38 protein-coding genes are annotated in these 25,119 nt (G+C 62.1%); 6 read left to right on the forward strand and 32 right to left on the reverse strand.

Features of this window, described 5'->3' with window-relative positions; all coding sequences use genetic code 11:
* Nucleotides 1-51: 51 nt before the first annotated feature.
* Entirely contained in the window at nucleotides 52-1,194 is a 1,143-nt protein-coding gene (locus tag G4D79_RS24885; protein WP_050655857.1) for an acyl-CoA dehydrogenase family protein, read from the forward strand.
* A gap of 58 nt (nucleotides 1,195-1,252) precedes the next feature.
* Here G4D79_RS24885 and truA read toward each other — a convergent pair whose 3' ends face one another.
* The 32 genes from truA to rpsJ all read right to left on the reverse strand — a co-directional run bounded on the left by truA (nucleotide 1,253) and on the right by rpsJ (nucleotide 19,448).
* Nucleotides 1,253-2,137 (reverse strand): tRNA pseudouridine(38-40) synthase TruA, encoded by an 885-nt coding sequence (gene truA / locus G4D79_RS24890; RefSeq protein WP_050655858.1) that lies wholly within the window; start codon nucleotides 2,135-2,137, stop codon nucleotides 1,253-1,255.
* Nucleotides 2,138-2,143: 6 nt separating this feature from the next.
* A complete protein-coding gene (gene rplQ / locus G4D79_RS24895) occupies nucleotides 2,144-2,701 on the reverse strand; it encodes a 50S ribosomal protein L17 (protein WP_007728580.1) in 558 nt (185 codons plus the stop codon).
* Between the two features lie 29 nt (nucleotides 2,702-2,730).
* Nucleotides 2,731-3,792 (reverse strand): DNA-directed RNA polymerase subunit alpha, encoded by a 1,062-nt coding sequence (locus G4D79_RS24900; RefSeq protein WP_003941016.1) that lies wholly within the window; start codon nucleotides 3,790-3,792, stop codon nucleotides 2,731-2,733.
* A gap of 120 nt (nucleotides 3,793-3,912) precedes the next feature.
* Nucleotides 3,913-4,518, reverse strand: a complete 606-nt coding sequence (gene rpsD / locus G4D79_RS24905; RefSeq protein ID WP_003940769.1) for a 30S ribosomal protein S4 — start codon at nucleotides 4,516-4,518, stop codon at nucleotides 3,913-3,915.
* 22 nt (nucleotides 4,519-4,540) lie between these two features.
* Nucleotides 4,541-4,954, reverse strand: coding sequence for a 30S ribosomal protein S11 (rpsK, locus tag G4D79_RS24910; protein WP_003940683.1), 414 nt, complete (start codon nucleotides 4,952-4,954; stop codon nucleotides 4,541-4,543).
* Complete coding sequence (rpsM, locus tag G4D79_RS24915) at nucleotides 4,954-5,328, reverse strand: 30S ribosomal protein S13 (protein ID WP_003940834.1); 375 nt, start codon at nucleotides 5,326-5,328, stop codon at nucleotides 4,954-4,956. The genes rpsK and rpsM overlap by 1 nt, the downstream gene beginning before the upstream one ends.
* Nucleotides 5,329-5,578: 250 nt before the next feature.
* Nucleotides 5,579-5,692 (reverse strand): 50S ribosomal protein L36, encoded by a 114-nt coding sequence (rpmJ, locus tag G4D79_RS24920; protein ID WP_003938068.1) that lies wholly within the window; start codon nucleotides 5,690-5,692, stop codon nucleotides 5,579-5,581.
* Nucleotides 5,693-5,782: 90 nt separating this feature from the next.
* On the reverse strand, nucleotides 5,783-6,004 hold the full coding sequence (infA, locus tag G4D79_RS24925) for a translation initiation factor IF-1 (RefSeq protein ID WP_003418601.1): 222 nt from the start codon (nucleotides 6,002-6,004) through the stop codon (nucleotides 5,783-5,785).
* 313 nt (nucleotides 6,005-6,317) lie between these two features.
* On the reverse strand, nucleotides 6,318-7,115 hold the full coding sequence (gene map, locus G4D79_RS24930) for a type I methionyl aminopeptidase (protein WP_003940806.1): 798 nt from the start codon (nucleotides 7,113-7,115) through the stop codon (nucleotides 6,318-6,320).
* Entirely contained in the window at nucleotides 7,115-7,660 is a 546-nt protein-coding gene (locus tag G4D79_RS24935) for an adenylate kinase (RefSeq protein ID WP_003940868.1), read from the reverse strand. Before G4D79_RS24935 ends, map begins: the two co-directional genes overlap by 1 nt.
* Nucleotides 7,657-8,976, reverse strand: a complete 1,320-nt coding sequence (secY, locus tag G4D79_RS24940; protein WP_003940773.1) for a preprotein translocase subunit SecY — start codon at nucleotides 8,974-8,976, stop codon at nucleotides 7,657-7,659. The genes G4D79_RS24935 and secY overlap by 4 nt, the downstream gene beginning before the upstream one ends.
* A 276-nt stretch (nucleotides 8,977-9,252) precedes the next feature.
* The gene (gene rplO, locus G4D79_RS24945; protein WP_003940829.1) at nucleotides 9,253-9,696 is read right to left on the reverse strand and encodes a 50S ribosomal protein L15; all 444 of its coding nucleotides are present in this window, start codon (nucleotides 9,694-9,696) and stop codon (nucleotides 9,253-9,255) included.
* 2 nt (nucleotides 9,697-9,698) lie between these two features.
* Nucleotides 9,699-9,878: a 50S ribosomal protein L30 gene (gene rpmD / locus G4D79_RS24950; protein ID WP_003940751.1), complete on the reverse strand. Its 180-nt coding sequence runs from the start codon at nucleotides 9,876-9,878 to the stop codon at nucleotides 9,699-9,701.
* Complete coding sequence (gene rpsE, locus G4D79_RS24955; RefSeq protein ID WP_003940718.1) at nucleotides 9,878-10,549, reverse strand: 30S ribosomal protein S5; 672 nt, start codon at nucleotides 10,547-10,549, stop codon at nucleotides 9,878-9,880. Before rpsE ends, rpmD begins: the two co-directional genes overlap by 1 nt.
* Before the next feature lie 31 nt (nucleotides 10,550-10,580).
* Nucleotides 10,581-10,988 (reverse strand): 50S ribosomal protein L18, encoded by a 408-nt coding sequence (rplR, locus tag G4D79_RS24960; RefSeq protein WP_003940996.1) that lies wholly within the window; start codon nucleotides 10,986-10,988, stop codon nucleotides 10,581-10,583.
* A gap of 1 nt (nucleotide 10,989) precedes the next feature.
* Entirely contained in the window at nucleotides 10,990-11,529 is a 540-nt protein-coding gene (gene rplF / locus G4D79_RS24965) for a 50S ribosomal protein L6 (protein ID WP_003940970.1), read from the reverse strand.
* 14 nt (nucleotides 11,530-11,543) lie between these two features.
* On the reverse strand, nucleotides 11,544-11,942 hold the full coding sequence (gene rpsH / locus G4D79_RS24970) for a 30S ribosomal protein S8 (protein ID WP_003940873.1): 399 nt from the start codon (nucleotides 11,940-11,942) through the stop codon (nucleotides 11,544-11,546).
* Between the two features lie 451 nt (nucleotides 11,943-12,393).
* On the reverse strand, nucleotides 12,394-12,579 hold the full coding sequence (locus G4D79_RS24975; RefSeq protein WP_003940698.1) for a type Z 30S ribosomal protein S14: 186 nt from the start codon (nucleotides 12,577-12,579) through the stop codon (nucleotides 12,394-12,396).
* A 4-nt stretch (nucleotides 12,580-12,583) separates the two neighbouring features.
* Complete coding sequence (gene rplE, locus G4D79_RS24980; RefSeq protein ID WP_003940924.1) at nucleotides 12,584-13,150, reverse strand: 50S ribosomal protein L5; 567 nt, start codon at nucleotides 13,148-13,150, stop codon at nucleotides 12,584-12,586.
* Between the two features lies 1 nt (nucleotide 13,151).
* Complete coding sequence (gene rplX, locus G4D79_RS24985) at nucleotides 13,152-13,469, reverse strand: 50S ribosomal protein L24 (RefSeq protein ID WP_003941019.1); 318 nt, start codon at nucleotides 13,467-13,469, stop codon at nucleotides 13,152-13,154.
* Nucleotides 13,469-13,837 carry a 50S ribosomal protein L14 gene (gene rplN / locus G4D79_RS24990; RefSeq protein ID WP_003940951.1) on the reverse strand — a complete coding sequence of 123 codons (369 nt, stop codon included), beginning with the start codon at nucleotides 13,835-13,837 and terminating at the stop codon, nucleotides 13,469-13,471. Before rplN ends, rplX begins: the two co-directional genes overlap by 1 nt.
* 346 nt (nucleotides 13,838-14,183) lie before the next feature.
* Nucleotides 14,184-14,465 carry a 30S ribosomal protein S17 gene (gene rpsQ / locus G4D79_RS24995; RefSeq protein WP_003941020.1) on the reverse strand — a complete coding sequence of 94 codons (282 nt, stop codon included), beginning with the start codon at nucleotides 14,463-14,465 and terminating at the stop codon, nucleotides 14,184-14,186.
* Nucleotides 14,462-14,698, reverse strand: a complete 237-nt coding sequence (gene rpmC / locus G4D79_RS25000; RefSeq protein ID WP_003940734.1) for a 50S ribosomal protein L29 — start codon at nucleotides 14,696-14,698, stop codon at nucleotides 14,462-14,464. Before rpmC ends, rpsQ begins: the two co-directional genes overlap by 4 nt.
* Nucleotides 14,698-15,114 carry a 50S ribosomal protein L16 gene (rplP, locus tag G4D79_RS25005; RefSeq protein ID WP_003940899.1) on the reverse strand — a complete coding sequence of 139 codons (417 nt, stop codon included), beginning with the start codon at nucleotides 15,112-15,114 and terminating at the stop codon, nucleotides 14,698-14,700. Before rplP ends, rpmC begins: the two co-directional genes overlap by 1 nt.
* A gap of 3 nt (nucleotides 15,115-15,117) precedes the next feature.
* Nucleotides 15,118-15,924, reverse strand: coding sequence for a 30S ribosomal protein S3 (rpsC, locus tag G4D79_RS25010; protein ID WP_003941003.1), 807 nt, complete (start codon nucleotides 15,922-15,924; stop codon nucleotides 15,118-15,120).
* Complete coding sequence (gene rplV, locus G4D79_RS25015; protein ID WP_003940717.1) at nucleotides 15,924-16,328, reverse strand: 50S ribosomal protein L22; 405 nt, start codon at nucleotides 16,326-16,328, stop codon at nucleotides 15,924-15,926. The genes rpsC and rplV overlap by 1 nt, the downstream gene beginning before the upstream one ends.
* Nucleotides 16,325-16,606: a 30S ribosomal protein S19 gene (gene rpsS, locus G4D79_RS25020; protein WP_003940820.1), complete on the reverse strand. Its 282-nt coding sequence runs from the start codon at nucleotides 16,604-16,606 to the stop codon at nucleotides 16,325-16,327. The genes rplV and rpsS overlap by 4 nt, the downstream gene beginning before the upstream one ends.
* Nucleotides 16,607-16,619: 13 nt before the next feature.
* A complete protein-coding gene (gene rplB / locus G4D79_RS25025; protein WP_003940895.1) occupies nucleotides 16,620-17,456 on the reverse strand; it encodes a 50S ribosomal protein L2 in 837 nt (278 codons plus the stop codon).
* 39 nt (nucleotides 17,457-17,495) lie between these two features.
* On the reverse strand, nucleotides 17,496-17,801 hold the full coding sequence (rplW, locus tag G4D79_RS25030; RefSeq protein WP_003940990.1) for a 50S ribosomal protein L23: 306 nt from the start codon (nucleotides 17,799-17,801) through the stop codon (nucleotides 17,496-17,498).
* Complete coding sequence (gene rplD, locus G4D79_RS25035) at nucleotides 17,798-18,472, reverse strand: 50S ribosomal protein L4 (protein ID WP_003940723.1); 675 nt, start codon at nucleotides 18,470-18,472, stop codon at nucleotides 17,798-17,800. The genes rplW and rplD overlap by 4 nt, the downstream gene beginning before the upstream one ends.
* Nucleotides 18,469-19,125, reverse strand: a complete 657-nt coding sequence (gene rplC / locus G4D79_RS25040) for a 50S ribosomal protein L3 (protein ID WP_003940826.1) — start codon at nucleotides 19,123-19,125, stop codon at nucleotides 18,469-18,471. The genes rplD and rplC overlap by 4 nt, the downstream gene beginning before the upstream one ends.
* 17 nt (nucleotides 19,126-19,142) lie before the next feature.
* Nucleotides 19,143-19,448, reverse strand: coding sequence for a 30S ribosomal protein S10 (gene rpsJ / locus G4D79_RS25045; RefSeq protein WP_003938093.1), 306 nt, complete (start codon nucleotides 19,446-19,448; stop codon nucleotides 19,143-19,145).
* 552 nt (nucleotides 19,449-20,000) lie between these two features.
* Between rpsJ and G4D79_RS25050 the strand changes: the two genes are divergently transcribed.
* The 5 genes from G4D79_RS25050 to G4D79_RS25070 all read left to right on the forward strand — a co-directional run bounded on the left by G4D79_RS25050 (nucleotide 20,001) and on the right by G4D79_RS25070 (nucleotide 25,039).
* The gene (locus tag G4D79_RS25050) at nucleotides 20,001-20,477 is read left to right on the forward strand and encodes a hotdog fold domain-containing protein (RefSeq protein ID WP_003940943.1); all 477 of its coding nucleotides are present in this window, start codon (nucleotides 20,001-20,003) and stop codon (nucleotides 20,475-20,477) included.
* Between the two features lie 85 nt (nucleotides 20,478-20,562).
* Nucleotides 20,563-21,087 carry a chorismate mutase family protein gene (locus G4D79_RS25055; RefSeq protein ID WP_042922406.1) on the forward strand — a complete coding sequence of 175 codons (525 nt, stop codon included), beginning with the start codon at nucleotides 20,563-20,565 and terminating at the stop codon, nucleotides 21,085-21,087.
* Complete coding sequence (pabB, locus tag G4D79_RS25060; protein ID WP_214514504.1) at nucleotides 21,084-23,168, forward strand: aminodeoxychorismate synthase component I; 2,085 nt, start codon at nucleotides 21,084-21,086, stop codon at nucleotides 23,166-23,168. Before G4D79_RS25055 ends, pabB begins: the two co-directional genes overlap by 4 nt.
* 8 nt (nucleotides 23,169-23,176) lie before the next feature.
* Nucleotides 23,177-24,055 (forward strand): prephenate dehydrogenase dimerization domain-containing protein, encoded by an 879-nt coding sequence (locus tag G4D79_RS25065; RefSeq protein ID WP_214514505.1) that lies wholly within the window; start codon nucleotides 23,177-23,179, stop codon nucleotides 24,053-24,055.
* A 6-nt stretch (nucleotides 24,056-24,061) separates the two neighbouring features.
* On the forward strand, nucleotides 24,062-25,039 hold the full coding sequence (locus G4D79_RS25070) for a diiron oxygenase (protein ID WP_209908057.1): 978 nt from the start codon (nucleotides 24,062-24,064) through the stop codon (nucleotides 25,037-25,039).
* The last annotated feature ends 80 nt before the right edge of the window (nucleotides 25,040-25,119 follow it).

The raw sequence follows: 25,119 nt of genomic DNA on the forward strand, positions 1-25,119 counted from the left end.
GACAGTACTGCAGTATCGTTCTCAGTACTATTACCTAGCTAGGAGCCGACCGTGCCCGTCGAACGCCTGATGCCCAGCCAAGAAGCTCGCGATCTCATCGAACTGACGCGTGATGTCGCGGACAAGGTACTCGCGCCCAAGGTCAACGAATACGAGAAGGCCGAGAAGTATCCAGACGGAGTGTTCCCCGCACTCGGACAGGCGGGTCTGCTGAGCCTTCCGTATCCCGAGGAGTTCGGCGGCGGCGATCAGCCGTACGAGGTGTATCTCCAAGTGCTCGAAGAGATCGCCTCACGCTGGGCAGCGGTTGCAGTGGCGGTGAGCGTGCACAGCCTGTCGTGCTTCCCGCTGTTCACCTTCGGCACCGACGAACAGAAGAACCGCTGGCTACCGGACATGCTGGGCGGCAACACCATCGGCGCGTACAGCCTTTCCGAAGCGCAGGCCGGATCCGACGCCGCCGCGTTGTCGTGCAAGGCGACGCCCACCGACGGTGGCTACCGCGTCAACGGTTCGAAAGCCTGGATCACCAACGGCGGCAAGGCGGACTTCTACAACCTCTTCGCACGCACCAGTGACGACGGTTCACGCGGCGTCTCCTGCCTCCTGGTGGACAAGGACGCCGAAGGCCTCAGCTTCGGAAAACCCGAAGAGAAGATGGGGCTACGCGCGGTTCCCACTGCCTCCGCGAACTACGACGACGCCTTCATTCCTGAGGAGCGATTGATCGGTCAGCGCGGCCAGGGGCTGCCGATTGCCTTCAGCGCTCTCGACTCCGGCCGACTCGGAATCGCTGCCGTTGCCGTCGGAATCGCTCAAGGCGCGCTCGACGACGCGGTCGCTTACGCGAAGGAGCGCAAGGCATTCGGCAAGCGGATCATCGATCACCAGGGACTCGGTTTCGTGCTCGCGGACATGGCTGCCGCAGTCGACTCCGCGCGAGCCACCTACCTCGATGCAGCCCGCCGCCGCGACGCCGGAGTTCCGTATTCACGCAACGCGAGCGTCGCCAAGCTCGTGGCCACCGACGCGGCAATGAAGGTCACCACCGACGCCGTTCAGGTATTCGGCGGGTACGGATACACCCAGGACTTCCCCGTCGAGCGCTACATGCGCGAGGCCAAGATCACGCAGATCTTCGAGGGCACCAACCAGATTCAGCGATTGGTCATCGCGCGCCAACTGGCGGGATAGCCCCCCCGATACGAATGCCCTCCCACACAGAGTGGGAGGGCATTTTGCATGGTGATGTTCAGTCGCCGCAGCATCCACCCGAAGACGGAATCTCGCGGGTCTCACGGGTAATCGCGTTGCGGGCAGCCAGTTCCGAGTAGTCGGGGTAGTCCACGCGGACCAACGAAAGTCCGTGCGCCGGAGCAACGAGGATGGAACTGGATCGCGACGTTTCGTCGAGCAACCCTGCCACCCAGTCGGCGGTGCGCCGTCCCTCACCGACGGAGAGGACTGCGCCGACGAGACTGCGAACCATCGACCAGCAGAATGCGTCAGCATTCACGTAGGCCGTGAACACCGTGCCCACTTGGGTCCAGTCGAAACGCTGCAGCTCCCGCACCGTCGTAGCGCCTTCTCGACGCTTGCAGAATGCCGCGAAGTTGTGCAGACCCAGCAGCCGATTCGACGCATCCTGCATCGCTCCGAGATCGAGTGGTTTGGGATACGAGACGGTGTCGCGTGCGCGTAGTGGTTCCACTCCGAACGCCGCGTTGGTCACCCGGTACTCGTAATAACGTCGCATCGCGGAGAAGCGCGCATCGAAGTCACCCGGAACCACCGATATCTGTTTGACCCGAACGTCCTTGGGCAGAAATCGTGCAAGTCTGCGCACGAGTCGAGACGGATCGTCCGGGAGCAACTCTCCCGGAACGTCGACGTGCGCTACCTGACCGGTGGCGTGGACACCGGCGTCGGTTCGACCGGCAACGGTCAACTGAACCGGGCGTCGAAGCACCGTTCCCAACTTGTCTTCGATCTCACCGCACACGGTGCGCAGATCTGTCTGGCGGGCCCAACCCGAGAAGTCGGTGCCGTCGTAGGAGATGTCGAGCCGCAATCGAACGAGCCCGCCGTCCCCGATGGGGGCGGCGGGCTCGTTCGATTCAGCGTGTGCCGAAACCAAGGGAGACTAGTCCTTCTTGGCCTCTTCGGCCTCGGGAGCGTCGGCCGCAGTTGCGGTCTCGTCCTCGATGGCCTCGACGACTGCGTCAGCGTTCTCGACCTCAGCGTCGGTCGCGTCGGCCTCTACGGCCTCGACGACGTTCTCTGCGGCGGGAGCTTCCTGCGAGGACTTGACGCGACGAGCGCGATCGGCCTCGGAGGTGACGGTCTTTTCCTTGACGAGCTCGATGATTGCCATCGGAGCGTTGTCGCCCTTGCGGGGGATCGTCTTGATGATGCGGGTGTATCCACCGTTACGGTCCGCGTAGAACGGGCCGATCTCGGCGAACAGGGTGTGAACGACATCCTTGTTACGGATGACCTTCAGCACCTCACGACGGTGAGCCAGCGTGCCGGCCTTCGCGTGCGTGACGAGCTTCTCGGCGTAGGGGCGCAGTGCCTTGGCCTTGGACTCGGTGGTGGTGATGCGACCGTGCTCGAAGAGCGCGGTAGCCAGATTGGCGAAAATCGCCTTCTGGTGGGAAGCCGACCCGCCGAAGCGGGCACCCTTCTTGGGCTTGGGCATGATGATCTCCTAGTAAAGGACCTGAGCTGCTACAGCTGTTCGGTCTCGGCGTAGTCCTCGGTACCTTCGGCATCGCCGAAGGAACCGGCATCAGTGTCACTCCACGTTCCGGTGGCGGCGTCGTAGCCGGCAACGGTGGTGGGATCGAAGGATGCGGGGCTGTCCTTGAGGGACAGGCCGAGCGAATGCAGCTTGACCTTGACCTCGTCGATGGACTTCTGTCCGAAGTTGCGGATGTCGAGCAGATCGGACTCGGTACGGCCGACAAGCTCACCGACGGTGTGAACACCTTCGCGCTTGAGGCAGTTGTAGGAGCGGACCGTGAGGTCCAGATCCTCGATGGGGAGTCCGAAGGAAGCGATGTGATCGGCCTCGGCAGGCGAGGGTCCGATCTCGATTCCTTCTGCTTCGACGTTCAGCTCACGGGCCAGGCCGAAGAGCTCAACCAGGGTCTTGCCCGCCGAAGCGAGCGCGTCCCGTGCGGTGATGGAGTTCTTCGTTTCCACGTCGAGAACGAGCCGATCGAAGTCGGTGCGCTGTTCGACGCGAGTGGCCTCCACCTTGTAGGTGACCTTGAGCACCGGCGAGTAGATCGAGTCGACCGGGATACGGCCGATCTCTGCGCCGGACGCCTTGTTCTGAACGGCGGGGACATAGCCGCGACCGCGCTCGACTACGAGCTCGATCTCCAGCTTTCCCTTGTCGTTCAGGGTGGCGATGTGCAGATCAGGGTTGTTCACGGTGACGCCTGCCGGGGGCACGATGTCGCCTGCAGTAACAGCGCCGGGGCCCTGCTTGCGGACGTACATGGTGACCGGCTCGTCCTCTTCGGAGTTCACGACGAGGCCCTTGAGGTTCAGGATGATGTCGGTGACATCTTCCTTCACGCCCGGGACGGTGGTGAACTCGTGGAGAACGCCGTCGATACGGATGCTGGTGACAGCAGCGCCGGGGATCGACGAGAGCAGCGTGCGGCGCAGCGAATTGCCGAGCGTGTACCCGAAACCTGGCTCCAGGGGCTCGATGACGAACTTCGAGCGGTTATCAGCGATGACCTCTTCGGTCAGCGTGGGTCGCTGAGAAATGAGCATTGGTATTTCCTCCTGTACGGACGTCCACTATTTGACGCCCACGATGGGAAAGGGCCTGCGGCCCTGTGAGTGGTTGAGGAGTCCGGAGACTCCTCAACCACTCACGGGGTGCGAAGCGCCTTACTTCGAGTAGTACTCGACGATGAGCTGTTCCTGCAGAGCGATGTCGATCTGCGCGCGCTCGGGAAGCTGGTGAACCAGGATCCGCAGACGCGAGCCGACAACCTGCAGCCACCCGGGAACCGGGCGATCGCCGACGGTCTCACGCGCAACCTGGAACGGAAGCGTGGAGAGCGACTTCTCCTTGACATCGATGATGTCGTACTGCGAGACGCGGTAGCTCGGGATGTCGACCTTCTTGTTGTTCACGAGAAGGTGACCGTGCGTGACCAGCTGACGTGCCTGACGGCGCGTGCGAGCGAGGCCTGCGCGGTACACGACGTTGTCGAGACGCGACTCGAGGATGCGAAGCAGGTTCTCGCCGGTCTTGCCGGGGCGGTTGTTCGCCTCCTTGTAGTACAGGCGGAACTGCTTCTCCATGACGCCGTAGGTGAAGCGAGCCTTCTGCTTCTCCTGCAGCTGGAGCAGGTACTCGCTCTCCTTGATACGCGCGCGGCCGTGCTGTCCGGGCGGGTACGGGCGACGCTCGAATGCCTGGTCGCCTCCAACGAGGTCGACGCGCAGACGACGCGACTTGCGGGTGATGGGTCCGGTATAACGTGCCATTTTCTTCTACCTATCCTTCCCGCTATACCCGACGCCGCTTGGGCGGACGGCAGCCGTTGTGCGGCTGGGGGGTTACATCGGAAATGGTGCCGACCTCGAGGCCAGCGGCCTGGAGGGAACGGATTGCGGTCTCGCGACCGGATCCCGGTCCCTTGACGAACACGTCAACCTTCTTGACACCGTGCTCCTGCGCCTTACGGGCAGCGCTCTCAGCAGCAAGCTGAGCGGCGAAGGGAGTCGACTTACGCGAACCCTTGAAGCCGACGTGTCCCGAAGACGCCCAGGAAATGACATTTCCGGCGGGGTCCGTGATGGACACGATGGTGTTGTTGAAGGTGCTCTTGATGTGAGCGGCGCCGTGCGGGATGTTCTTCTTATCCCTGCGACGCGTCTTCTGGGTCTTCTTCGGACCGGTGCTACGTGACTTCGGGGGCATTACTTCGCCTTCTTCTTGCCGGCAATGGTGCGCTTCGGACCCTTACGGGTACGGGCGTTGGTCTTGGTGCGCTGACCACGCACGGGCAGACCACGACGGTGGCGCAGGCCCTGGTAGCAGCCGATCTCGATCTTGCGACGGATGTCGGCCTGAACCTCGCGGCGAAGGTCACCCTCGACCTTGAGCGACTCCTCGATGTACTCGCGGAGCTTTGCCAGGTCCTCGTCCGAGAGGTCCTTGCTCCGGAGATCCGGGCTGACGCCGGTGGCGTCAAGGATTTCCTTGGAGCGGGTACGGCCGATGCCGTAGATGTATGTCAGTGCGATCTCCATGCGCTTTTCGCGAGGAAGATCAACACCAGAGAGACGTGCCATGGTGGCATTTCCTTATCGGTGTGCGGAGGTCTGCTCCCAGCCCTTCCCCTGTGCCTCTTGCCGAGTACCGACGCCCGAAGGCGCAGATGATCTCATCAACTAACTCAGTGGGGCCCCGGCCTCCGTGCCGGGGGTGAACCATTGTCCGACCTTGGCGATCGGTGAACGATCGCGTGGGGTCTCGTCAACAATGGCTGGTACTGGGAGGTCTTCTTTGCTTGTTGCCAAGCAGATCTTCGAAAAGCTAGATCTAGCCCTGACGCTGCTTGTGACGCAGGTTCTCGCAGATCACCATGACTCGACCGTTACGGCGAATCACTTTGCACTTCTCGCAGATCTTCTTGACGCTCGGCTGAACCTTCACGTCTTCTGATCTCCTGTTTTGTCGCAGCCCGCCGCGATGAACCGCGGCAGACATACTTCTCCCTGACCCAGGTCAGGTCCGGGAAGTTCGTTACTTGTAGCGGTAAACGATGCGTCCGCGCGACAAATCGTAGGGCGAGAGCTCTACGACAACGCGATCTTCCGGGAGGATGCGAATGTAGTGCTGACGCATCTTTCCGCTGATGTGGGCGAGGACCTTGTGGCCATTCTCGAGCTCAATGCGGAACATCGCATTGGGCAGCGGCTCGACTACTCGTCCTTCGACCTCGATGGCCCCGTCTTTCTTAGCCATATCCTCCGCGATCCGTTTGGTTTGGCATGCTTCGTGCATCGGCTTCCGTTACATTGGCACGCAATGGAAAGATCGCCGGCAGTTCGAAAGCCCGATCCCGGAGCGATCCGGGCGTAGGCACACGAACTATCGACGCGCATAGCGCACCGCCTAGCCATGTTACGCGATGTAAACGACCAGGCCAAATGCGCCTCCGGTCAGGGTGACGACGCACACCGCTCCCCCATCGAAAAAGTCCCAGCCTCGAAATGAGGCTGGGACTTCTCGAACATGAATCATGCTCGCTGCCAACACTTGTCAGCGACTGTGTCGACTACTCCGGCCGGAGTGTCAGAATCCGCGGACCGTCTTCGGTCACTGCGACAGTGTGTTCCCAGTGCGCCGCACGGGACCCGTCGGTCGTCACAACGGTCCAGTCGTCGTCGAGAATCACCGTGTCGGTGGTGCCGAGCGTGAGCATCGGCTCAATCGCCAGGCAAGATCCGACAACCAGTTCAGGACCCTTACCCGGGGCACCTTCATTGGCGAGGAACGGATCCATGTGCATTTCCCGGCCGATTCCGTGTCCGCCGTATCCGTCGACGATGCCGTAGGAACGACCGTGCAACTTCTCGGCGGCATGAGTACCGACCTCGATCGCGTGCGAAACATCCGTCAGACGGTTGCCGGCGATCATTGCCGCGATCCCGGCTTCCATAGAAAGCCGAGTGGCTTCGCTGAGCTCCTGATCGGCGACGCTGATCTCACCGACACCGAACGTCCAAGCGGAGTCACCGTGCCATCCGTCGAGGATCGCGCCACAGTCGATGGAAACCAGGTCGCCTTCAGCCAGGATGTCCTGAGCTGAAGGGATTCCGTGAACGACGCGATCGTTGACCGAAGAGCAGATCGAGCCGGTGAAGCCGTGGTACCCGAGGAACGAGGGCACGGCGCCGGCGTCACGAATGACGGATTCAGCGACCGCGTTCAATTCCAAAGTGCTGACACCGGGCTTCGCCGCAGCGCGAACCGCCACCAGAGCCGAACCCACGATGGCGCCGGCAGCAGCCATCGCGTCGAGTTCGCCCGCGGAGCGGAACGGAACAACCTTGCGTTTGCGCCCGAAGACCATTACTTACCCAACGCTGCCAGTGCGCGAGCGTTGACCTCTTCGACCTCGCCGATCGCGTCGACGGAGACGATGCTGTCCTTGTAGTAATCGAACAGCGGTGACGTCTCGTCGCGGTAGACCCGGAGTCGGTTGCGAATGACGTCCTCGGTGTCGTCTGCACGACCGCGGGCGAGCATACGCTCGACCACGATGTCCTCGTCGACGACGAAGGAGAGGACACCGTCGAGCTTGGTGTCGAGATCCTTCAAGATTCCCTCGAGTGCCTGAGCCTGTTCGACCGAGCGCGGAAATCCGTCGAGAAGGAAACCGTTTGCTGCGTCCGGTTCTGCGACGCGAGCCTTCACCATGTCGTTGGTGATCGAGCTCGGTACGAGTTCGCCGGCGTCGATGTACTTCTTTGCTTCCACACCGAGAGCGGTGGCCTGACCGATGTTCGCGCGGAAGAGATCACCCGTGGAGATATGGGGAACGCCGAACTTCTCGGACAAGATAGCGGCCTGGGTGCCCTTGCCGGCACCGGGAGGACCAAGGAGGACAAGTCTCACTTGAGGAACCCTTCATAGTTACGCTGCATTAGCTGACTCTCGATCTGCTTCACGGTGTCCAGGCCGACGCTGACCATGATCAGCACCGCGGTGCCACCGAACGGCAGGTTCTGCGCGCCGCCGCCATTCCCGATGTCGAGGAACAGGTTGGGCAGAACAGCAATGGTGCCGAGGTAAATCGCACCCGGAAGGGTGATGCGACTCAGCACGTAGTTGAGGTAGTCCGCGGTCGGCTGACCGGGTCGGATACCGGGGATGAAGCCGCCGAACTTCTTCATCTCGTCGGCGCGCTCTTCGGGATTGAAGGTGATGGCGACGTAGAAGTACGTGAAGAAGACGATCAGGCCGAAGTAGATCGCGATGTACACCGGGTTGGCCGGATTCACCAGGTAGGTGTTGATGAGGCGCTGCCACCAACTGGGGTCGACCGCTGTACTGGCCGAAGTCAGCTGTGCAATCAAGTTCGGGAGGTACAGCAGTGAAGACGCGAAGATCACCGGGATGACGCCGGCCTGGTTCACCTTCAGAGGCAGGTACGTCGAGGATCCGCCGTACATCTTGCGTCCGACCATCCGCTTCGCGTACTGCACCGGGATACGACGCTGACCCTGCTCGACGAAGACGACACCGGCGATGATCAGCAGCGCTGCGAGGCAGACGAAGGCGAAGACCAGCGGACCACGGCTGTCGAGGATTGCCTTGCCCTCGCTCGGGATACGCGATGCGATACCGGCGAAGATGAGGAGGGACATGCCGTTGCCGACGCCACGTTCGGTGATGACCTCGCCGAACCACATGACCATGGCAGCACCGGCAGTCATGACCAGCACGATGATGACAAGACCGAAGATCGACTTGTCGGCGATGATGTCGTCACAGCCCTGGAGCAACTGTCCGCGTGCCGCAAGAGCGACGATGCCGGTCGACTGCAGGATTGCCAGAGCAATGGACAGGTAACGCGTGTACTGCGTCATCTTGGCCTGGCCGGACTGGCCTTCTTTCCGAAGTTCCTCGAACTTCGGAATCACCACGGTCAGGAGCTGCACGATGATGCTCGCCGTGATGTACGGCATGATGCCGATCGCAAAGATCGACATCTGCAGCAGAGCGCCGCCGGAGAACAGGTTGATCAGCGAGTAGATACCTGCTGAGTCACCGGAGTTGGCGATATCGATGCACTGACGCACACGGCCGTAGTCGACACCTGGGGACGGGATGAGAGCGCCGACCCGATACAGAGCCACCAAGCCGAGGGTGAAGAGGATCTTCCGCCTCAGGTCTGGGGTCCTGAGGGCCGAGACGAAGGCGGAAAGCAAAGATCCTCCTGGCACGACGGTAGGGAGACAGATCGTTTTGACCTGTCGAACTTTTGAACTCTAACAGTGAGCATTTGGGAACTAGGCGGGCAGACCACGAAAACCGGGTAAGCCGAAGATACATTTGCCACTCGGTGACCAGAATACTGGCCCGTCCGAGCATGCACGACCAATCTGTGACACGACCTCGTACCTGTGACACGACCTCGTAGACGCCGATGGCCGCACCGCAGCAAACGCTGCGCTGCGGCCATCGGACTAGCTACGCGTGATCACTCACAGCTCGGTGGCGGAACCACCGGCAGCAGCAATCTTTTCCTTGGCGGAACCGGTGAACTTGTCGACGGTCACCTGAACGGCAACTGTCAGTTCGCCGTCGCCCAGAACCTTGACGAGCTGGTTCTTGCGGACTGCGCCCTTGGCGACGAGATCCTCGACCGTGATTGCTCCACCTTCGGGGAACAGACGGGCGATGTCGCCGACATTGACGACCTGGTACTCGACGCGGAACGGGTTCGTGAAGCCCTTGAGCTTGGGCAGACGCATGTGAAGCGGCATCTGTCCACCCTCGAAGCCCACGCGCACGGTGTTACGTGCCTTGGTGCCCTTGGTACCGCGACCTGCGGTCTTACCACGCTTGCCGCCCTCACCGCGTCCAACACGAATCTTGTTGGACTTGGATCCCGGAGCGGGGCGCAGGTGGTGCAGTTTGATGGTCATGGTTAGACCTCCTCAACTGTTACGAGGTGGCGCACCACGTTGATCAGACCGCGGTTCTGTGCGTTGTCCTCACGAACAACGGTCTGACGGATGCCCTTGAGACCCAGCGTGCGCAGAGAATCCTTCTGGTTCTGCTTGGTCCCGATGATGCTCTTGATCTGAGTGACCTTGAGATCTGCCATTACTTCACACTCCCAGCAGCCTGTGCGCGAGCGCGAAGCATGCCGGCGGGTGCAACCTCTTCGAGGGTGAGGCCGCGGCGAGCCGCAACTTCCTCGGGACGCTGCAGACCCTTGAGCGCAGCAACGGTCGCATGCACGACGTTGATGGCGTTGTCGCTACCGAGCGACTTCGACAGGATGTCCGCGATACCAGCGCACTCCAGCACGGCGCGCACAGCGCCACCGGCGATAACACCGGTACCGGGGCTTGCCGGGCGAAGCATGACGATGCCGGCAGCAGCCTCACCCTGAACGGGGTGAGTGATGGTGTTGGCGATCATCGGGACGCGGAAGAAGCTCTTGCGAGCCTCCTCGACACCCTTCTGGATGGCCGCGGGAACTTCCTTGGCCTTTCCGTAGCCGACGCCGACCAGTCCGTTGCCGTCTCCGACGATCACCAGAGCGGTGAAGCTGAAGCGACGACCACCCTTGACGACCTTGGAAACGCGGTTGATCGTGACAACGCGCTCGATGAACTGTGACTTCTCCGCAGCGTTTCCGCCACGGCCACCGTCGCGACGGTCACGGCCGCCACCACGGTTGTCCCCACGAGCGTTGCTGTTGTCACCGCTGTTGGGGCCATTCTGTCCGGCGGGTCCGCTTCCGCCGTCACGCCTTTGACGTCCCGGCATCAGGCTGTCCTTCCGTTGAAAATGTTGGTCATCAGAACTTCAACCCGCCTTCGCGAGCCGCGTCTGCCAGGGCCGCGATGCGACCGTGGTAGCCGTGTCCGCCGTGGTCGAAGACAACTGCTTCCACGCCGGCAGCCTTGGCGCGCTCGGCGATCAGCTGACCGACCTTCGCGCTCGCAGCCTTCTTGTCGCCTTCTGCCACGCGCACGTCTGCTTCGATGGTCGACGCGGAGGCCAGGGTGTGGCCGGCCAGGTCGTCCACGAGCTGGACGTGGATGTGGCGCGAGGACCGGTTGACGACCAAGCGGGGACGCTCGGGCGTGCCGGAGACCTTCTTGCGGAGACGGAAGTGACGACGCGTCTTCGAGAGACGACGCTTGGTGGACGCATCCTTGCCCAGCGGAATCCGCTTGGCTTTCTGGTTTGCAGTCTGGCTCATATCACTTACCCGTCTTTCCGACCTTGCGGCGGATCTGCTCACCCTCGTAACGCACGCCCTTACCCTTGTACGGGTCCGGACGACGGAGACGACGGATGTTGGCCGAGATCTGCCCGACCTTCTGCTTGTCGATGCCGGACACCGAGAACCGGGTGGGCGACTCGACGACGAAGGTGATGCCTTCAGGAGCCTCGATCGGCACCGGGTGGCTGAAGCCGAGCGCGAACTCGAGGTCCTTGCCCTTCAGTGCCACACGGTAACCAACACCGTGGATCTCCATCTTCTTCGTGTAACCCTCGGTGACACCGGTGATGATGTTCGCAACCAGGGTCCGCGACAGACCGTGCAGCGCGCGGCTACGACGCTCGTCGTCGGGGCGCGTGACGCTCAGCGAGCCGTCCTCTGCCTTTTCGATTGCGATGGGCTCGGAGATGGTCAGCGCGAGGGTGCCCTTGGGACCCTTGACGGTGACATCCTGGCCGCTGATCGTGACGTCAACGCCCGCGGGGACGGTGACCGGAATCTTTCCAATACGCGACATTGTGGTGGCCTCCCTTACCAGACGTAGGCGAGGACTTCCCCGCCTACTCCTTGATTGGCCGCCTGGCGATCGGTGAGCAGACCGGACGACGTGGAGATGATGGCCACGCCGAGGCCTCCGAGGACCTTGGGCAGGTTGGTGGACTTCGCGTAAACCCGGAGACCGGGCTTGGAAACGCGACGCACGCCGGCGAGGCTACGCTCGCGGCTGGGACCGTACTTCAGATCGACGATGAGGGTCTTGCCGACCTCTGCGTCTTCGGTACGGAAATCGGAGATGTAGCCCTCGCGCTTGAGGATCTCGGCGATGTTCGCCTTGATCTTCGAGTGGGGAAGCTTCACCTCATCGTGGTACGCCGTGTTGGCGTTGCGCAGACGCGTCAAGAAGTCTGCGATGGGGTCAGTCATGGTCATAGGTCGACCTCGACACCTTTCTCGCTGTGGTTCCCATGCAACACCGGACGAATCCGATCGTGGGCCTCCAGCAATTCGGCTGGGCCGTCCGACTTGTGTCAGACGGCGTAAGTTACCGCACCGAGCTGAACGCATGCGTCAGCCACGGCAACCGCTCTAGTGTAGGGAACTTTGGCGCAGGTGTCCACCGGGATCCCATGTCGCCTCCCCCACTGCCGCCCGAAGGATGCGATCGGGAAGCTATCGACGCACCCCGAAATCTGAACTGCTCGTTCGGCACCGAAGAACGACACCGACGAACGATGATCGCTTTCAACCAGAGTCGCAGCGGGGCAGTTCTTTTCAGGATCGGCACGATTCACATCTCGATGAAAACCACGAATGGGCGTGGGTTCCAAAGGAACCCACGCCCATTCTTATGCGTGGTGTGACGAAGCCCGAGGGCCTCAGATCACCAAGAGCTCTTGCGAACTCCGGGAAGCTCGCCGGCGTGAGCCATCTCGCGAACGCAGATACGGCACAAGCCGAACTTGCGGAACACCGAGTGCGGGCGACCGCACCGCTGGCAGCGGGTGTAGGCGCGAACCGCGAACTTGGGCTTCTTGTTGGCCTTGTTGACCAATGCCTTCTTAGCCATGCGCTCAGTTCTCCTTGAACGGGAAGCCGAGGTGCTTGAGCAGTGCACGGCCTTCTTCGTTGTTGGTTGCGGTGGTCACGACGGTGATGTCCATGCCGCGGGGGCGATCGATCTTGTCCACGTCGATCTCGTGGAACATCGACTGCTCGTTGAGGCCGAACGTGTAGTTGCCGTTGCCGTCGAACTGGTTGCCCGAGAGACCGCGGAAGTCGCGGATACGGGGCAGAGCGACAGACACGAGGCGGTCCAGGAACTCCCACATGCGGTCACCACGGAGGGTGACGCGTGCACCGATGGGCATACCTTCGCGGAGCTTGAACTGCGCGATGGACTTACGTGCCTTGCGGATCTCGGGCTTCTGGCCCGTGATCAGCGACAGGTCATGGACAGCGCCGTTGATCAGCTTGGCGTCACGGGCGGCGTCGCCGACGCCCATGTTGACGACAACCTTGACGACGCCGGGGATCTGCATGACGTTCGAGTAGTCGAACTCGCTGTTGAGCGCGTCCTTGATCTCAGCGCGGTAGCGTGCCTTGAGGCGCGGCTGGACCTTGTTTTCGGTGGAGGTCATGTCAGATGTCCTTCCCGTTCTTCCGGGAAATCCGAACGCGCTTGCCGGACTCTTCGTCGGTGCGGTAGCCCACGCGGGTGGGGTTTCCGTCCGAGTCGACGACTGCAACGTTGGAAACGTGGATCGGGGCTTCCTGCGTGACGATGCCGCCGGAGGATGCTCCGCGCTCGTTCGCGGAAACCGCGGTGTGCTTCTTGATTCGGTTCACGCCTTCGACGAGGACCTTGTCGGTCGCGGGGTAGGCCTGAATGACCTTGCCCTTCGCGCCCTTGTCCTTGCCGGCGATGACCAGAACGGTGTCACCCTTGTGCACCTTCATCACAGCACCTCCGGGGCAAGCGAAACGATCTTCATGAACTTCTTCTCGCGCAGCTCACGGCCGACGGGTCCGAAGATGCGGGTTCCACGGGGATCACTGTCAGCCTTGATGAGCACTGCAGCGTTCTCGTCGAATTTGATGTAGGAACCGTCCGGACGACGGCGCTCCTTGGTCGTGCGAACGATGACGGCCTTGACGACCTCACCCTTCTTGATGTTTCCACCGGGGATTGCGTCCTTGACGGTGGCGACGATGACGTCACCGATCCCGGCGTAGCGACGTGACGAACCGCCGAGAACGCGGATGCAAAGGATTTCCTTGGCACCCGTGTTATCAGCGACGCGAACTCGCGACTCCTGCTGAATCACTTGATCTCCCTAGACCTGGAATTTCGTGCGCAACGGATTACCGACCCGGTGCGCGCGGTCATTGTTGCCACCTGCGTCGTGTCTGAGCTGCAGTCCCACCGACTGACGTCGGGAGACGATCACTGCAAGCACCGTTCGAGCTGCGCACGTGAAGACACACCTCTGCCACAGGCAACCGTTCTATTGTAGGGAAGGGTTCACCGAATACCAAATCAGCCGTACTCGACGCAACTCGAACCCTTCGCCCGGAAAGCCCCGAAAGCCCCCGGAAAGCCGAATGGCCCACTCCCCCAAGGGGAAGCGGGCCATTCGGTGATACTCGATCAGCTCGAGGATTCGATCAGGCTTACTTGGCCTTTTCGAGGACCTCGACCAGACGCCAGTGCTTCGTCGCGGACAGCGGACGGGTTTCCATCAGCTGAACGCGGTCGCCGACGCCGGCAACGCCGTTCTCGTCGTGCGCCTTCACCTTGGTCGTACGGCGGATGATCTTGCCGTAGAGCTTGTGCTTGACGCGGTCTTCGAGCTCGACCACGATCGTCTTTTCCATCTTGTCGGACACGACGTATCCGACACGGACCTTACGGCTCGCGCGCTCTTCTGTGCTCACTGCTTTTTCCTCACTCATGCCGCGTCACCTGCATCCGGACCCACAGCGAGTCCGAGCTCACGCTCACGCAGGACGGTGTAGATGCGCGCGATCTCGTGACGAACGGTGCGCAGTCGTCGGTTGTTGTCCATCTGGCCGGTAGCCATCTGGAAACGAAGGTTGAAAAGCTCTTCCTTCGACTCACGGAGCCGGGTGACCAGCTCGTCTTCACTGAGCTCGCGGAGCTCTGCTGCTGGGGTTCCAGTAGCCATCAGAACTGCTCCTCTCTGGTCACGATCCGGCACTTGCACGGGAGCTTGTGCATCGCGCGGCGCAGGGCCTCGCGAGCAATCTCCTCGTTGGGGTATGTCATCTCGAACAGAACGCGTCCGGGCTTGACGTTGGCAATCCACCACTCGGGCGAACCCTTACCGGAACCCATTCGGGTTTCGGCCGGCTTCTTCGTGAGGGGGCGATCCGGGAAGATGTTGATCCAGATCTTGCCGCCACGCTTGATGTGCCGAGTCATGGCGATACGAGCGGACTCGATCTGCCGGTTGGTGATGTAGGCAGGCTCGAGAGCCTGGATGCCGTAGTCACCGAAGGTCACCTGGGTACCGCCCTTGGCGGCACCCGAACGGCTCGGGTGGTGCTGCTTGCGGTGCTTGACCCGCCGTGGGATCAACATGCGTCAGCCCTCCTGATTCTGTTCAGTTGCGGGAGCATCGGCGGTTGCGGTCGCTGCGCGGCCGGCCTCGGTGCTGGTCGCAGTGGTACCGGTGGCACCGGAACGACGCGGACGGCTCGGACGCTCACGACGCGGGCGATCCCCGGCCGGTGCGGCCGTGTTGGCGGCGAGCTCACGCTTGCCACCGACGATGTCGCCCTTGTAGATCCAGACCTTGACGCCGATGCGACCGAAGGTGGTCTTGGCCTCGTAGAGGCCGTAGTCGATGTCCGCACGAAGCGTGTGCAGCGGCACACGGCCTTCGCGGTAGAACTCCGACCGGGACATCTCGGCGCCGCCGAGACGACCGGAGCACTGAACGCGGATTCCCTTGACGTTGGGCTGACGCATGGCCGACTGGATGGCCTTGCGCATTGCACGACGGAAGGCAACGCGGTTCGAGAGCTGCTCGGCCACACCCTGTGCGACGAGCTGTGCTTCAGCTTCTGCGTTCTTGACCTCGAGGATGTTCAGCTGAACCTGCTTGCCGGTCAGCTTCTCGAGCTCGGAGCGGATGCGATCGGCTTCGGCGCCGCGGCGGCCGATGACGATGCCCGGACGTGCAGTGTGGATGTCCACGCGAACACGGTCACGGGTGCGCTCGATTTCGACCTTCGCGATTCCTGCGCGCTCCATGCCGGTGGCGAGGAGCTTACGGATCGCGACGTCTTCCTTGACGTACTCCGCGTACTGCTTGTCTGCGTACCAGCGAGACTTCCAGTCGGTGGTGATGCCGAGACGGAAGCCGTGCGGGTTGATTTTCTGGCCCACTACTGAGCACTTCCCTTCCGGCGATTACGGGTCGATGTTCCGGTCTTCGGCAGGCTCTCCACGATCACGGTGATGTGACTGGTGCGCTTGCGAATACGGAACGCACGTCCCTGTGCACGCGGCTGGAACCGCTTGAGGGTCGCGCCCTCGTCCACGAACGCCGTAGCAACGACAAGCGTGCTGGGGTCGAGGTCGAGGTTGTTCTCGGCGTTGGCTGCTGCGGAGGCGATCACCTTGGCGACCGGCTCGCTCGCTGCCTGCGGCGCGAACTTCAGGATGTTCAGGGCGTCTTCAACCGAGCGCCCGCGGACCAGGTCCACAACTCGACGTGCCTTCATCGGCGTAACGCGAACGTGCTTCGCTACAGCCTTGGCAGTCGGGTTGGCGGTTTCGGTGTTGCTCATCGCCTCTTCGCCTTCCGATCATCCTTGATGTGACCCTTGAACGTGCGGGTCGGTGCAAACTCTCCGAGCTTGTGTCCGACCATGGAGTCGGAAACGAACACGGGGACGTGCTTGCGGCCGTCGTGAACTGCAAACGTGTGGCCGATGAAGTCCGGGATGATTGTCGAACGACGGGACCAGGTCTTGATGACCTGCTTGGTTCCCTTTTCGTTCTGTACATCCACCTTCGCGAGGAGGTGGTCATCGACGAACGGGCCCTTCTTAAGGCTGCGTGGCATCCTTCACTCCCTCCTAGCGCTTGTTCTTGCCGGTGCGGCGGCGACGGACGATCATCTTGTCGCTTGCCTTGTTCTTGCGGGTACGGCCTTCAGGCTTACCCCACGGGCTGACCGGGTGGCGTCCACCTGAGGTCTTGCCCTCGCCGCCACCGTGCGGGTGGTCGACCGGGTTCATCACGACACCACGAACGGTCGGGCGCTTGCCCTTCCAACGCATACGGCCGGCCTTGCCCCAGTTGATGTTCGACTGCTCGGCGTTGCCGACCTCGCCGACGGATGCGCGGCAGCGCACGTCGACGCGACGGATTTCACCGGAAGGCATACGCAGCGTGGCGTAGCTGCCTTCCTTACCGAGGAGCTGGATGCTGGCGCCTGCGGAACGAGCCATCTTGGCTCCGCCGCCGGGACGCAGTTCCACACCGTGGATGGTGGTACCAGTCGGGATGTTGCGCAGCGGCAGGTTGTTGCCCGGCTTGATGTCGGCGCCTGCACCGGACTCGACCGGTGAACCCTGCACCAGGCCCTTGGGGGCGATGATGTAGCGCTTCTCACCGTCTGCGTAATGCAGGAGTGCGATGTTTGCTGTGCGGTTGGGGTCGTACTCGATGTGAGCGACCTTTGCCGGGATGCCGTCCTTGTCGTTGCGACGGAAATCGATCAGTCGGTATGCACGCTTGTGTCCGCCACCCTTGTGACGGGTGGTGATACGACCGTGTGCGTTACGTCCACCGCGACCGTGCAGCGGGCGAACCAGCGACTTCTCGGGGGTCGACCGAGTGATCTCGGCGAAGTCCGAGACGCTCGAGCCACGACGGCCCGGTGTTGTCGGCTTGTACTTACGGATTGCCATGAGTCTTCTCGTCCTCTATGTCTCGTCAAGTCCCGGCGCTTACGCGACCGGTCCTCCGAAGATCTCGATGGGCTTGCTGTCAGCGGACAGGGTCACGAGCGCGCGCTTGGTGTCCTTGCGCTTGCCGTAACCGAATCGGGTCCGCTTACGCTTGCCCTGACGGTTGGCGGTGTTGACGCTGGTCACCTTGACGCCGAAGACCTTCTCGACGGCAATCTTGATCTGCGTCTTGTTCGAGTCCGGGTGCACCAGGAAGGTGTAGGTGCCTTCCTCGATCAGTCCGTAGGACTTCTCGGAGATGACCGGAGCGAGCAGGATGTCGCGGGGGTCAGCGATGGTGCTCACTTGGCGTCCTCCTTGTTCTGAGCGCTCTCTGCGGGCCCGTGGATGAACGCGTTGAGTGCCTCGACGCTGAACACGACATCGTCTGCATTGAGCACGTCGTAGGTGTTGAGCTGGTCGGGTGCAATGGGATGCACGCCTTCCAGGTTCTGCACGCTCTTCCAAGCGGCTACATCCTGGCGACCCACGACGAGCAGCAGCTTCTTGCGATCCGAAATCTCGCCGAGGAACGCGATTGCGCCCTTGGTCGAAGGCGTCTGCCCTGCAACCAGTTCGGTGATGACGTGGATGCGCTCGTTGCGTGCGCGGTCAGAGAGGGCTCCGCGAAGAGCGGCTGCCTTCATCTTCTTGGGGGTGCGCTGGCTGTAGTCACGCGGCTGCGGGCCGTGAACGGTTCCGCCGCCGACGAACTGCGGTGCGCGAGTCGAGCCCTGGCGTGCGCGGCCGGTGCCCTTCTGGCGGTACGGCTTCTTGCCACCGCCGCGGACGTCGCCGCGGGTCTTGGTGGAGTGGGTTCCCTGACGAGCAGCTGCGAGCTGCGCGACGACAACCTGATGGAGAAGCGCGATGTTGGCCGGAGCGTCGAAGATCTCAGCGGGGAGATCGACGGTGCCGTTGGTCTTGCCGCCGGCGACCTTGACGTCCAGGGTCAACTTGGTCTCGGTGCTGGTCATGCCCGTGCACCACCCTTCACTGCACTCTTGACGATCACGAGGCCGCCCTTGCGGCCGGGGATCGCACCCTTGATCAGCAGCAGGCCGTTCTCTGCATCCACCTTGTGGACCGAGAGGTTCTGCGTCGTGATGCGGTCGCTACCCATGCGTCCGGACATGCGCATGCCCTTGAACACGCGGCCGGGAGTTGCACAGCCACCGATGGAGCCCGGGCGGCGGTGAACAGCCTGGGTACCGTGCGACGCGCCCTGTCCCTTGAAGCCGTGACGCTTCATGGTTCCGGCGAAGCCCTTGCCCTTGCTGGTTCCGGTGACGTCGACGTATGCGCCGTCCTCGAAGACCTCGGCGGTGAGCTCCTGGCCGACCTCGTAGTCGGAGGTGTCCGCAACGCGGAGCTCCACTACGTGGCGACGCGGGGTCACACCAGCCTTGGTGAACTGGCCGGAAGTCGGCTTGTTCACCTTGCGCGGGTCGATGGCGCCGAACGCGAGCTGAACGGCGCTGTAGCCGTCACGCTCTTCGGTACGGATCTGGGTTACGACGTTCGGCCCAGCCTTCACGACGGTGACCGGGACAACCCGGTTGTTCTCGTCGAAGACCTGGGTCATGCCGAGCTTGGTGCCCAGGATTCCCTTGATCTTGGTATCAGTCATTGTTTTTGTCTCCGCCGTCACTGAATGTTCACGTCGACACTGGCCGGAAGGTCGATGCGCATGAGCGCGTCAACCGTCTTCGGCGTCGGGTCGAGAATGTCGATCAGCCGCTTGTGAGTACGCATCTCGAAGTGCTCGCGCGAGTCCTTGTACTTGTGCGGCGAGCGGATGACGCAATATACGTTCTTCTCGGTCGGCAACGGCACAGGTCCAACGACGCGGGCACCCGTACGGGTTACCGTCTCGACGATCTTGCGCGCTGACGCGTCGATCGCCTCGTGGTCGTAGGCCTTGAGCCTGATGCGGATCTTTTGTCCCGCCACGCTTAGTGTCCTTTTCTTGCCGCGTTTCGTAGCCCGCCTGGTCAGGCTCGAGCTACCTCGTCTGCACAGTCCTTGCCTGGACGATGACACGACGAACACTGAAGCGATCGGGACCAAGTCCAAGTTCTCGGGAGTACCGAGATTCGGATCGAGATCAGGATCTGCTGCCGCTGTTCGTTTGTCATTGTTCTCCGGTACACGCGGTCGGGCGTGTCGCCTTCTCACTCATCCTGCGCCGGACAATCTTTCGATTATCTGGCGCGTGATGCGTACCGGACGTGTTCGATGTCGAACACAAAGTAGGTACTGCTTCCGTCCTGCATTACTTCTCGTCTTGCATGGTCACAGTCGTTGACCCGATTACCCTGACGGGATCTGCGATCGATCGTCTGTGACGTCTTACCCTTACCCGATCACGGCCGCAATCGACCGCGTCCCGGACAAGGCAACCCGACCAGTATGCCGTACCTGGCCCAAATCCTCAACTCCCCCGAACTGCCTTTTCCGAGTGAGCTGCGCGACAACAACCTTACTCAGAAGTAAGATACGCCTATGACTACCTCCAGCCCTACCTATCGCGGATGGCAGAAATTGCCGGACAACGCCCTCGGACATGCAGTTTTCTCGGCGGCGATGTCCATTCGCGTGCCCTATTTCGCCTCTGTTCTCCCCCGGGTGACCAAGTTGGAACCAGGGCTCTGCGAGGTCCGCTCCCCCAAATGGTGGGGCGTCCACAATCATCTCGGCACTTTCCACGCGATCGCTGCCTGCAACCTCGCGGAGGTCGCGATGGGCATGCTGAGCGAAGCGACGGTTCCGAACTCCCACCGCTGGATCCCCAAGTCGATGAAGGTCGACTACCTCGCCAAGGCCGAGACCGGCCTGCGGGCGGTCGCCCGACTCGAGACTTTGCCGGACTTCGCGGCGATCGAGAGTGGCACGGAACTTCTCGTTCCCATCTCGATCTTCGACCGGGGCGGCAAGGAAGTAGTCCACGCCGAAATCACCACCTGGGTCTCCCCCAAGTAGGCACTCACGAACCCGCCTGCATCGCAACCTGATTCGCCCGCCAAACAGGTTTCGCAGAATTAGGCACCACCGCAGGTTTCGGCGAATGACGATCGTGGAACACCTCCCCGAACGGCGATGGTCGGTCGGGGTGCCGGTGTCCGGAGGTGGGTTGCGTTCCGGGCACCACATTGTCGACCTCGCGTCACGCCGAGCACCGGGAGGCCTCGTGGAAGAGTTCTTGACCACAACGAGTTCCGAAGCAGGCACGCAGACCTCGTCGTATCCGGACGAGGCCGAGGGATTGGACAGCTTCCGGCGCGACCTCGACGCCATCGACGCTCTACTTCTCGAGACGGTGCGGCAGCGGCTGGAACTCTGCCTGCGCATCGGCGAGTGGAAGCGCTCCCGCGAGGTTCCGATGATGCAACCCGGCCGCGTGCGCGTCGTGCAGGAGCGGGCGCGTGAATTCGCTCGTAGACACGACCTCTCTCCTGACTTCTTCAACGCCCTGTACGAGCTGATGATTGCCGAGACCTGTCGACTCGAAGACCTGGTGATCAACGCACCTGTTGAGGAGGAGGACACTGTTCGGGAATCCGTCGGACCGAGATCAGGATCATCGACATGAGTTCCCGCACCCTTCTGGTGGACAATTACGACTCGTTCACCTACAACCTGTTCACCCTGTTGACCGAGGTCAACGGGGTTGTGCCGATCGTGGTCCGCAACGACGCGGATTGGGATTCCCTCGATCTCGCGTCGTACGACAACGTGGTCATCTCCCCAGGTCCCGGCCGGCCGGATCGCGACCGTGATTTCGGAATCAGCCGCCGTTTCATCGAAGAAGCGCCTCTCCCACTTCTCGGTGTCTGTCTCGGCCACCAGGGCCTGTGCGAGTTGTTCGGCGCGGACGTGGTGGTTGCGCCCGTACCGATGCACGGCCGAATTTCGCTGATCGATCACGACGGCTCGGGCATTTTTGCCGGACTTCCGTCGCCGTTCCGAGCTGTTCGCTACCACTCGTTGACCGTCGAGAATCTGCCGAACGCCTTCGTTCGTACCGCGTGGACGTCCGACGGTCTGCTCATGGGTGTCCGGCACCGGACCAAGCCGATGTGGGGAGTTCAGTTCCATCCGGAGTCCATCAGCACCGAGTTCGGCATAGATTTGCTCGCGAACTTCCGCGATCTGTCCGTCGGACGCACTCTGGATTCGGTGATCCGACCCGAACCTGTTCCGCAAACACCCGACCTGCGGCCGGCGATCAACTACGACGTCGACGACGTGATTCTCGATTTTGCAGTGGACCCGTCGGCGGCCTATGCAGCACTGTTCGCCGACGGCCCGAACGCGTTCTGGCTGGACCGCGCGGCAACCGCAGAGCCGAGTGCGCGCTTTTCGATTCTCGGCGATTCGTCGGGGCCGCTGGCCGAGTTCATCACGTACGACGTGCAAGCCGAGGTACTGACTGTCAGCCGAAAAGGCTTGTCCGACGAGCACATTCGAGTTCCGTTCTTCGATTACTTGGACGCACAACTCGCGACGCGCTTCGTGCCCTCACATCCGGAACTCGACTTCAACCTCGGCTACGTGGGCTACCTCGGCTACGAACTGAAAGCACAGACCGGAGGAAGGGCAGTCCATCCGGCACCCACTCCTGATGCCGCTCTGGTGTTTGCCGATCGCGCCGTCGTCATCGATCACACCGCGGGCCGCACTCACGTTTTGAGGTTGCGCGAGAAAGTCCGGGACGCCGGCTATGACGATTGGCTCGAATCGACCGTCGACACCCTGGCGCGGATCGGCGCGGACCTTCCGGAACGCACCCCGGTTCCGCTGATCAGCGACACCGTCTGGACGCAGGCTCGCCTTCGGCATGATCGCGATCAGTACCTGTCGTTGATCGGAACGGCCCTCTCGGAGATCCGGGCGGGTGAGTCCTACGAGGTGTGTCTGACCAACATGGCGAGCGTCGACGAGACGATCGATGCACAGCAGGCGTTCGAGTATCTGCGCTCGATCAATCCGACGCCGTACAGCGCACTTCTCGACTTCACCGGCATCTCGGTGGTCTCGGCCTCGCCTGAGCGGTTCCTTCGTGTCGACTCGGCCGGCAACGTCGAGTCCAAGCCGATCAAAGGGACCCGCCCGCGCGGCGTCACCCGAGCGCGTGATGCTGCCCTACGGCAGGACCTGCTCGACAGCGAGAAGGACCGCGCCGAGAACCTGATGATCGTGGACCTCACCCGCAACGACCTCACCAAGGTCTGCGTTCCGGGAAGTGTCCACGTTCCGAGGCTGTTCGCGATCGAGTCGTACTCGTCCGTTCACCAAATGGTGTCGACGGTGCGCGGACATCTGAGTCCGGGGTCGTCGGCGGTGGACTGTGTGCGTGCCGCGTTCCCCGGTGGATCGATGACCGGCGCCCCGAAGGTACGGACGATGGAGATCATCGACCGCCTCGAATCAGGCCCACGTGGGGTCTACTCGGGATCGATCGGGTACTTCGCGCTCGGTGGCGCCGCGGACCTCTCGATCGTGATCCGGTCGCTGGTCTGCACCGCGAGCGGCGTGACCTTCGGAATCGGCGGTGCCATCACAGCGTTGTCCGATCCGGAAGAAGAATTCGACGAGACCACGGTCAAGGCGTCCACGCTGCTCCGTGCGCTCGACGCGGTGTCCTCGCGGGTCCTCGAGTACGGCGGGTAGATCCAGCCATGACGGCGTCATCAGGCACAGCGACGGTTGTCGGCGGGCTGGGTGCCGTCGGATCCATGTTCGTCGAACTGCTTCGCGCCGGGGGGTCGACCGTCACCGTCGTCGACCCAGCAGGCAGCGATCCCGACGGAGATGTAGTCGTCGGAGACATCACGAAACCCAGTGAGCAAGTCCTCGCGCACGTGGAGTCCTCGCGCATCATCGTGCTCGCGGTTCCCGAACAGGTCGCTCTAGCCGCACTACCGAGCCTTCGGACATCCGGCGCTCTCGTTGTGGACACGCTGTCGGTCAAATCGCGGATGGACGCAGCAATCGCCGACGCCGGCCGAGAAGGGGAATTCCTCGGACTCAACCCCATGTTCCGTCCGTCGCTCGGGCCACGCGGTCGGGCCGTCATCGCAGTGCCGTACGTCGGCGGTCCGCAGTCCGACAGATTCCTCGACATCGTGCGCTCGTGGGGAGCGTCGGTCGCGGTGATGGACGCCGATCGTCACGACCGGTTGGCTGCGGCCACCCAGGTTCTGACACACGCGTCGGTGCTGGCTTTCGGCGTTGCCCTGGCCGAACTCGGAGTTTCCGCGGACGAACTCATCGCGGTCGCCCCTCCCCCGCATCGGACCTTGCTCGCGCTCCTGGCGCGGATAGCCGGCGGCGAACCGGAGGTGTACTGGGACGTACAAGCGGGCAATCCGCATGCAGGTGCGACACGAAAAGCACTGTTTGATGCCACCTCACAGGTGGACACGGCGGCCGAGACGCTCGGCGACTTCACGACGCTGATGAAAACCGCCGAGGCAGCGCTCGACGATCACTCCGGCGAATTGAACGCGGAGTGCCAGAGCTTGTTCGATCGCATTGCCGAAGGGCACAGAGAGTAGGGAACGATGAGACCCGGAGTGAGTCCGCCCAGCCTCCCGGAGTACGACGCCTCGGATCCGGTCGAGAGTGCAATCGTCCGCCGCCTTGCGAGCAACTGGGCGCGCCGGGCAACCGTGAAGAAGGCGGAGCCGGAACTGGACGATCTCTTCGATTCGTCGTTGTCCGACTACCCCGAAGCACTTCTCCCGTTCGCGGAGCATCCGACCTACCTGGCATTGAGCCCCGAGCAGAAGCAACGCCTGCAAGCCTGGGCATGGATCGCGTTCAACAAGAACGTCATGGACATCGAGAAGTACGTCGTCAATCCCGGCTTCGACGTTCTCGCCGAAGACCGACTCGGCGTCGGTCTCGGAGATTGGGCTGCAGTGGCCGTCAATCAGGCGATGGTCGACGAGCAATATCACACGCTCATGCACTTCAATGCCAGTTCAGCGACCCGTCGAGGCAGGGGCTGGGGGCTGCCGGCGAAGGCACTGCCAGACGTCCTGACGGTCCGCACGCGGGCGCAAGCTCTCGACGCAGCCGAGGGGCCTCGCAAGATCGCCCTGACACAGTTGGCGTTCATGACCGTCGCCGAGGTGTCGATCACCGCATACCTCGACCTCATCTCGGACGACCCGGGCGTTCAGTCGATCAACCGCGCGACAATCCGGTTGCACGCTCGCGACGAGTACTGCCATGCCTCGATTGCCGGGGAATTAGCCGTCCTGGTCTGGGATTCCCTGGGTGGTGGAGATCGCAGCTATCTACTCGAAGGTTTCGAGGACGCAATGCATGCGTTCAGCGGGACCGACTTCGGCGCGTGGCGAGCAATCATGGAAATTGAAGCCATACCTGGAGGACGGAAGATGCTCGACGATGTCGCATTGGAACCGCACAACGAACTGTTCGTGCAGGACTACAGTGGAATAACGTCCCTGTTCCAAAAGCTACAAGTTACACCAGAAGTAACAATCGCTGCAGATGAATATTCTGCCAGTTAATCCCGTGCAATAAAAGAAATAGTTCGCAACGAACGAGAACCAGCAATAGTCCGCAATTATCGGGCACTCCCGATTTTTCA

Origin of the sequence: Rhodococcus sp. WY5 (genome assembly GCF_018588185.1) — a bacterium.
Taxonomy (GTDB): domain Bacteria; phylum Actinomycetota; class Actinomycetes; order Mycobacteriales; family Mycobacteriaceae; genus Rhodococcus_F; species Rhodococcus_F qingshengii.

What these genes read in the sequence shown, in the direction of transcription:
- rplQ (WP_007728580.1), bottom strand. Translation starts at nt 2,701, where the DNA reads ATGCCCAAGCCCAAGAAGGGTGCCCGCTTCGGCGGGTCGGCTTCCCAC.
- G4D79_RS24900 (WP_003941016.1), bottom strand. Translation starts at nt 3,792, where the DNA reads ATGCTCATTTCTCAGCGACCCACGCTGACCGAAGAGGTCATCGCTGAT.
- rpsD (WP_003940769.1), bottom strand. Translation starts at nt 4,518, where the DNA reads ATGGCACGTTATACCGGACCCATCACCCGCAAGTCGCGTCGTCTGCGC.
- rpsK (WP_003940683.1), bottom strand. Translation starts at nt 4,954, where the DNA reads ATGCCCCCGAAGTCACGTAGCACCGGTCCGAAGAAGACCCAGAAGACG.
- rpsM (WP_003940834.1), bottom strand. Translation starts at nt 5,328, where the DNA reads ATGGCACGTCTCTCTGGTGTTGATCTTCCTCGCGAAAAGCGCATGGAG.
- infA (WP_003418601.1), bottom strand. Translation starts at nt 6,004, where the DNA reads ATGGCTAAGAAAGACGGGGCCATCGAGGTCGAAGGACGAGTAGTCGAG.
- map (WP_003940806.1), bottom strand. Translation starts at nt 7,115, where the DNA reads ATGGTCTTCGGGCGCAAACGCAAGGTTGTTCCGTTCCGCTCCGCGGGC.
- rplO (WP_003940829.1), bottom strand. Translation starts at nt 9,696, where the DNA reads ATGACCATCAAACTGCACCACCTGCGCCCCGCTCCGGGATCCAAGTCC.
- rpmD (WP_003940751.1), bottom strand. Translation starts at nt 9,878, where the DNA reads ATGGCAGATCTCAAGGTCACTCAGATCAAGAGCATCATCGGGACCAAG.
- rpsE (WP_003940718.1), bottom strand. Translation starts at nt 10,549, where the DNA reads ATGCCGGGACGTCAAAGGCGTGACGGCGGAAGCGGACCCGCCGGACAG.
- rplR (WP_003940996.1), bottom strand. Translation starts at nt 10,988, where the DNA reads ATGAGCCAGACTGCAAACCAGAAAGCCAAGCGGATTCCGCTGGGCAAG.
- rplF (WP_003940970.1), bottom strand. Translation starts at nt 11,529, where the DNA reads ATGTCGCGTATTGGAAAGATTCCGGTCACCGTCCCCGCGGGCGTTGAC.
- rpsH (WP_003940873.1), bottom strand. Translation starts at nt 11,942, where the DNA reads ATGACCATGACTGACCCCATCGCAGACTTCTTGACGCGTCTGCGCAAC.
- G4D79_RS24975 (WP_003940698.1), bottom strand. Translation starts at nt 12,579, where the DNA reads ATGGCTAAGAAGGCATTGGTCAACAAGGCCAACAAGAAGCCCAAGTTC.
- rplE (WP_003940924.1), bottom strand. Translation starts at nt 13,150, where the DNA reads ATGACCTCCACCGAAAACAAGGTCCAGCCGCGCCTCAAGGCACGCTAC.
- rplX (WP_003941019.1), bottom strand. Translation starts at nt 13,469, where the DNA reads ATGAAGGTGCACAAGGGTGACACCGTTCTGGTCATCGCCGGCAAGGAC.
- rpsQ (WP_003941020.1), bottom strand. Translation starts at nt 14,465, where the DNA reads ATGAGTGAGGAAAAAGCAGTGAGCACAGAAGAGCGCGCGAGCCGTAAG.
- rpmC (WP_003940734.1), bottom strand. Translation starts at nt 14,698, where the DNA reads ATGGCTACTGGAACCCCAGCAGCAGAGCTCCGCGAGCTCAGTGAAGAC.
- rplP (WP_003940899.1), bottom strand. Translation starts at nt 15,114, where the DNA reads ATGTTGATCCCACGGCGGGTCAAGCACCGCAAGCAGCACCACCCGAGC.
- rplV (WP_003940717.1), bottom strand. Translation starts at nt 16,328, where the DNA reads ATGAGCAACACCGAAACCGCCAACCCGACTGCCAAGGCTGTAGCGAAG.
- rpsS (WP_003940820.1), bottom strand. Translation starts at nt 16,606, where the DNA reads ATGCCACGCAGCCTTAAGAAGGGCCCGTTCGTCGATGACCACCTCCTC.
- rplB (WP_003940895.1), bottom strand. Translation starts at nt 17,456, where the DNA reads ATGGCAATCCGTAAGTACAAGCCGACAACACCGGGCCGTCGTGGCTCG.
- rplD (WP_003940723.1), bottom strand. Translation starts at nt 18,472, where the DNA reads ATGACCAGCACCGAGACCAAGTTGACCCTGGACGTCAAGGTCGCCGGC.
- rplC (WP_003940826.1), bottom strand. Translation starts at nt 19,125, where the DNA reads ATGACTGATACCAAGATCAAGGGAATCCTGGGCACCAAGCTCGGCATG.
- G4D79_RS25050 (WP_003940943.1), top strand. Translation starts at nt 20,001, where the DNA reads ATGACTACCTCCAGCCCTACCTATCGCGGATGGCAGAAATTGCCGGAC.
- G4D79_RS25055 (WP_042922406.1), top strand. Translation starts at nt 20,563, where the DNA reads ATGACGATCGTGGAACACCTCCCCGAACGGCGATGGTCGGTCGGGGTG.
- pabB (WP_214514504.1), top strand. Translation starts at nt 21,084, where the DNA reads ATGAGTTCCCGCACCCTTCTGGTGGACAATTACGACTCGTTCACCTAC.
- G4D79_RS25065 (WP_214514505.1), top strand. Translation starts at nt 23,177, where the DNA reads ATGACGGCGTCATCAGGCACAGCGACGGTTGTCGGCGGGCTGGGTGCC.
- G4D79_RS25070 (WP_209908057.1), top strand. Translation starts at nt 24,062, where the DNA reads ATGAGACCCGGAGTGAGTCCGCCCAGCCTCCCGGAGTACGACGCCTCG.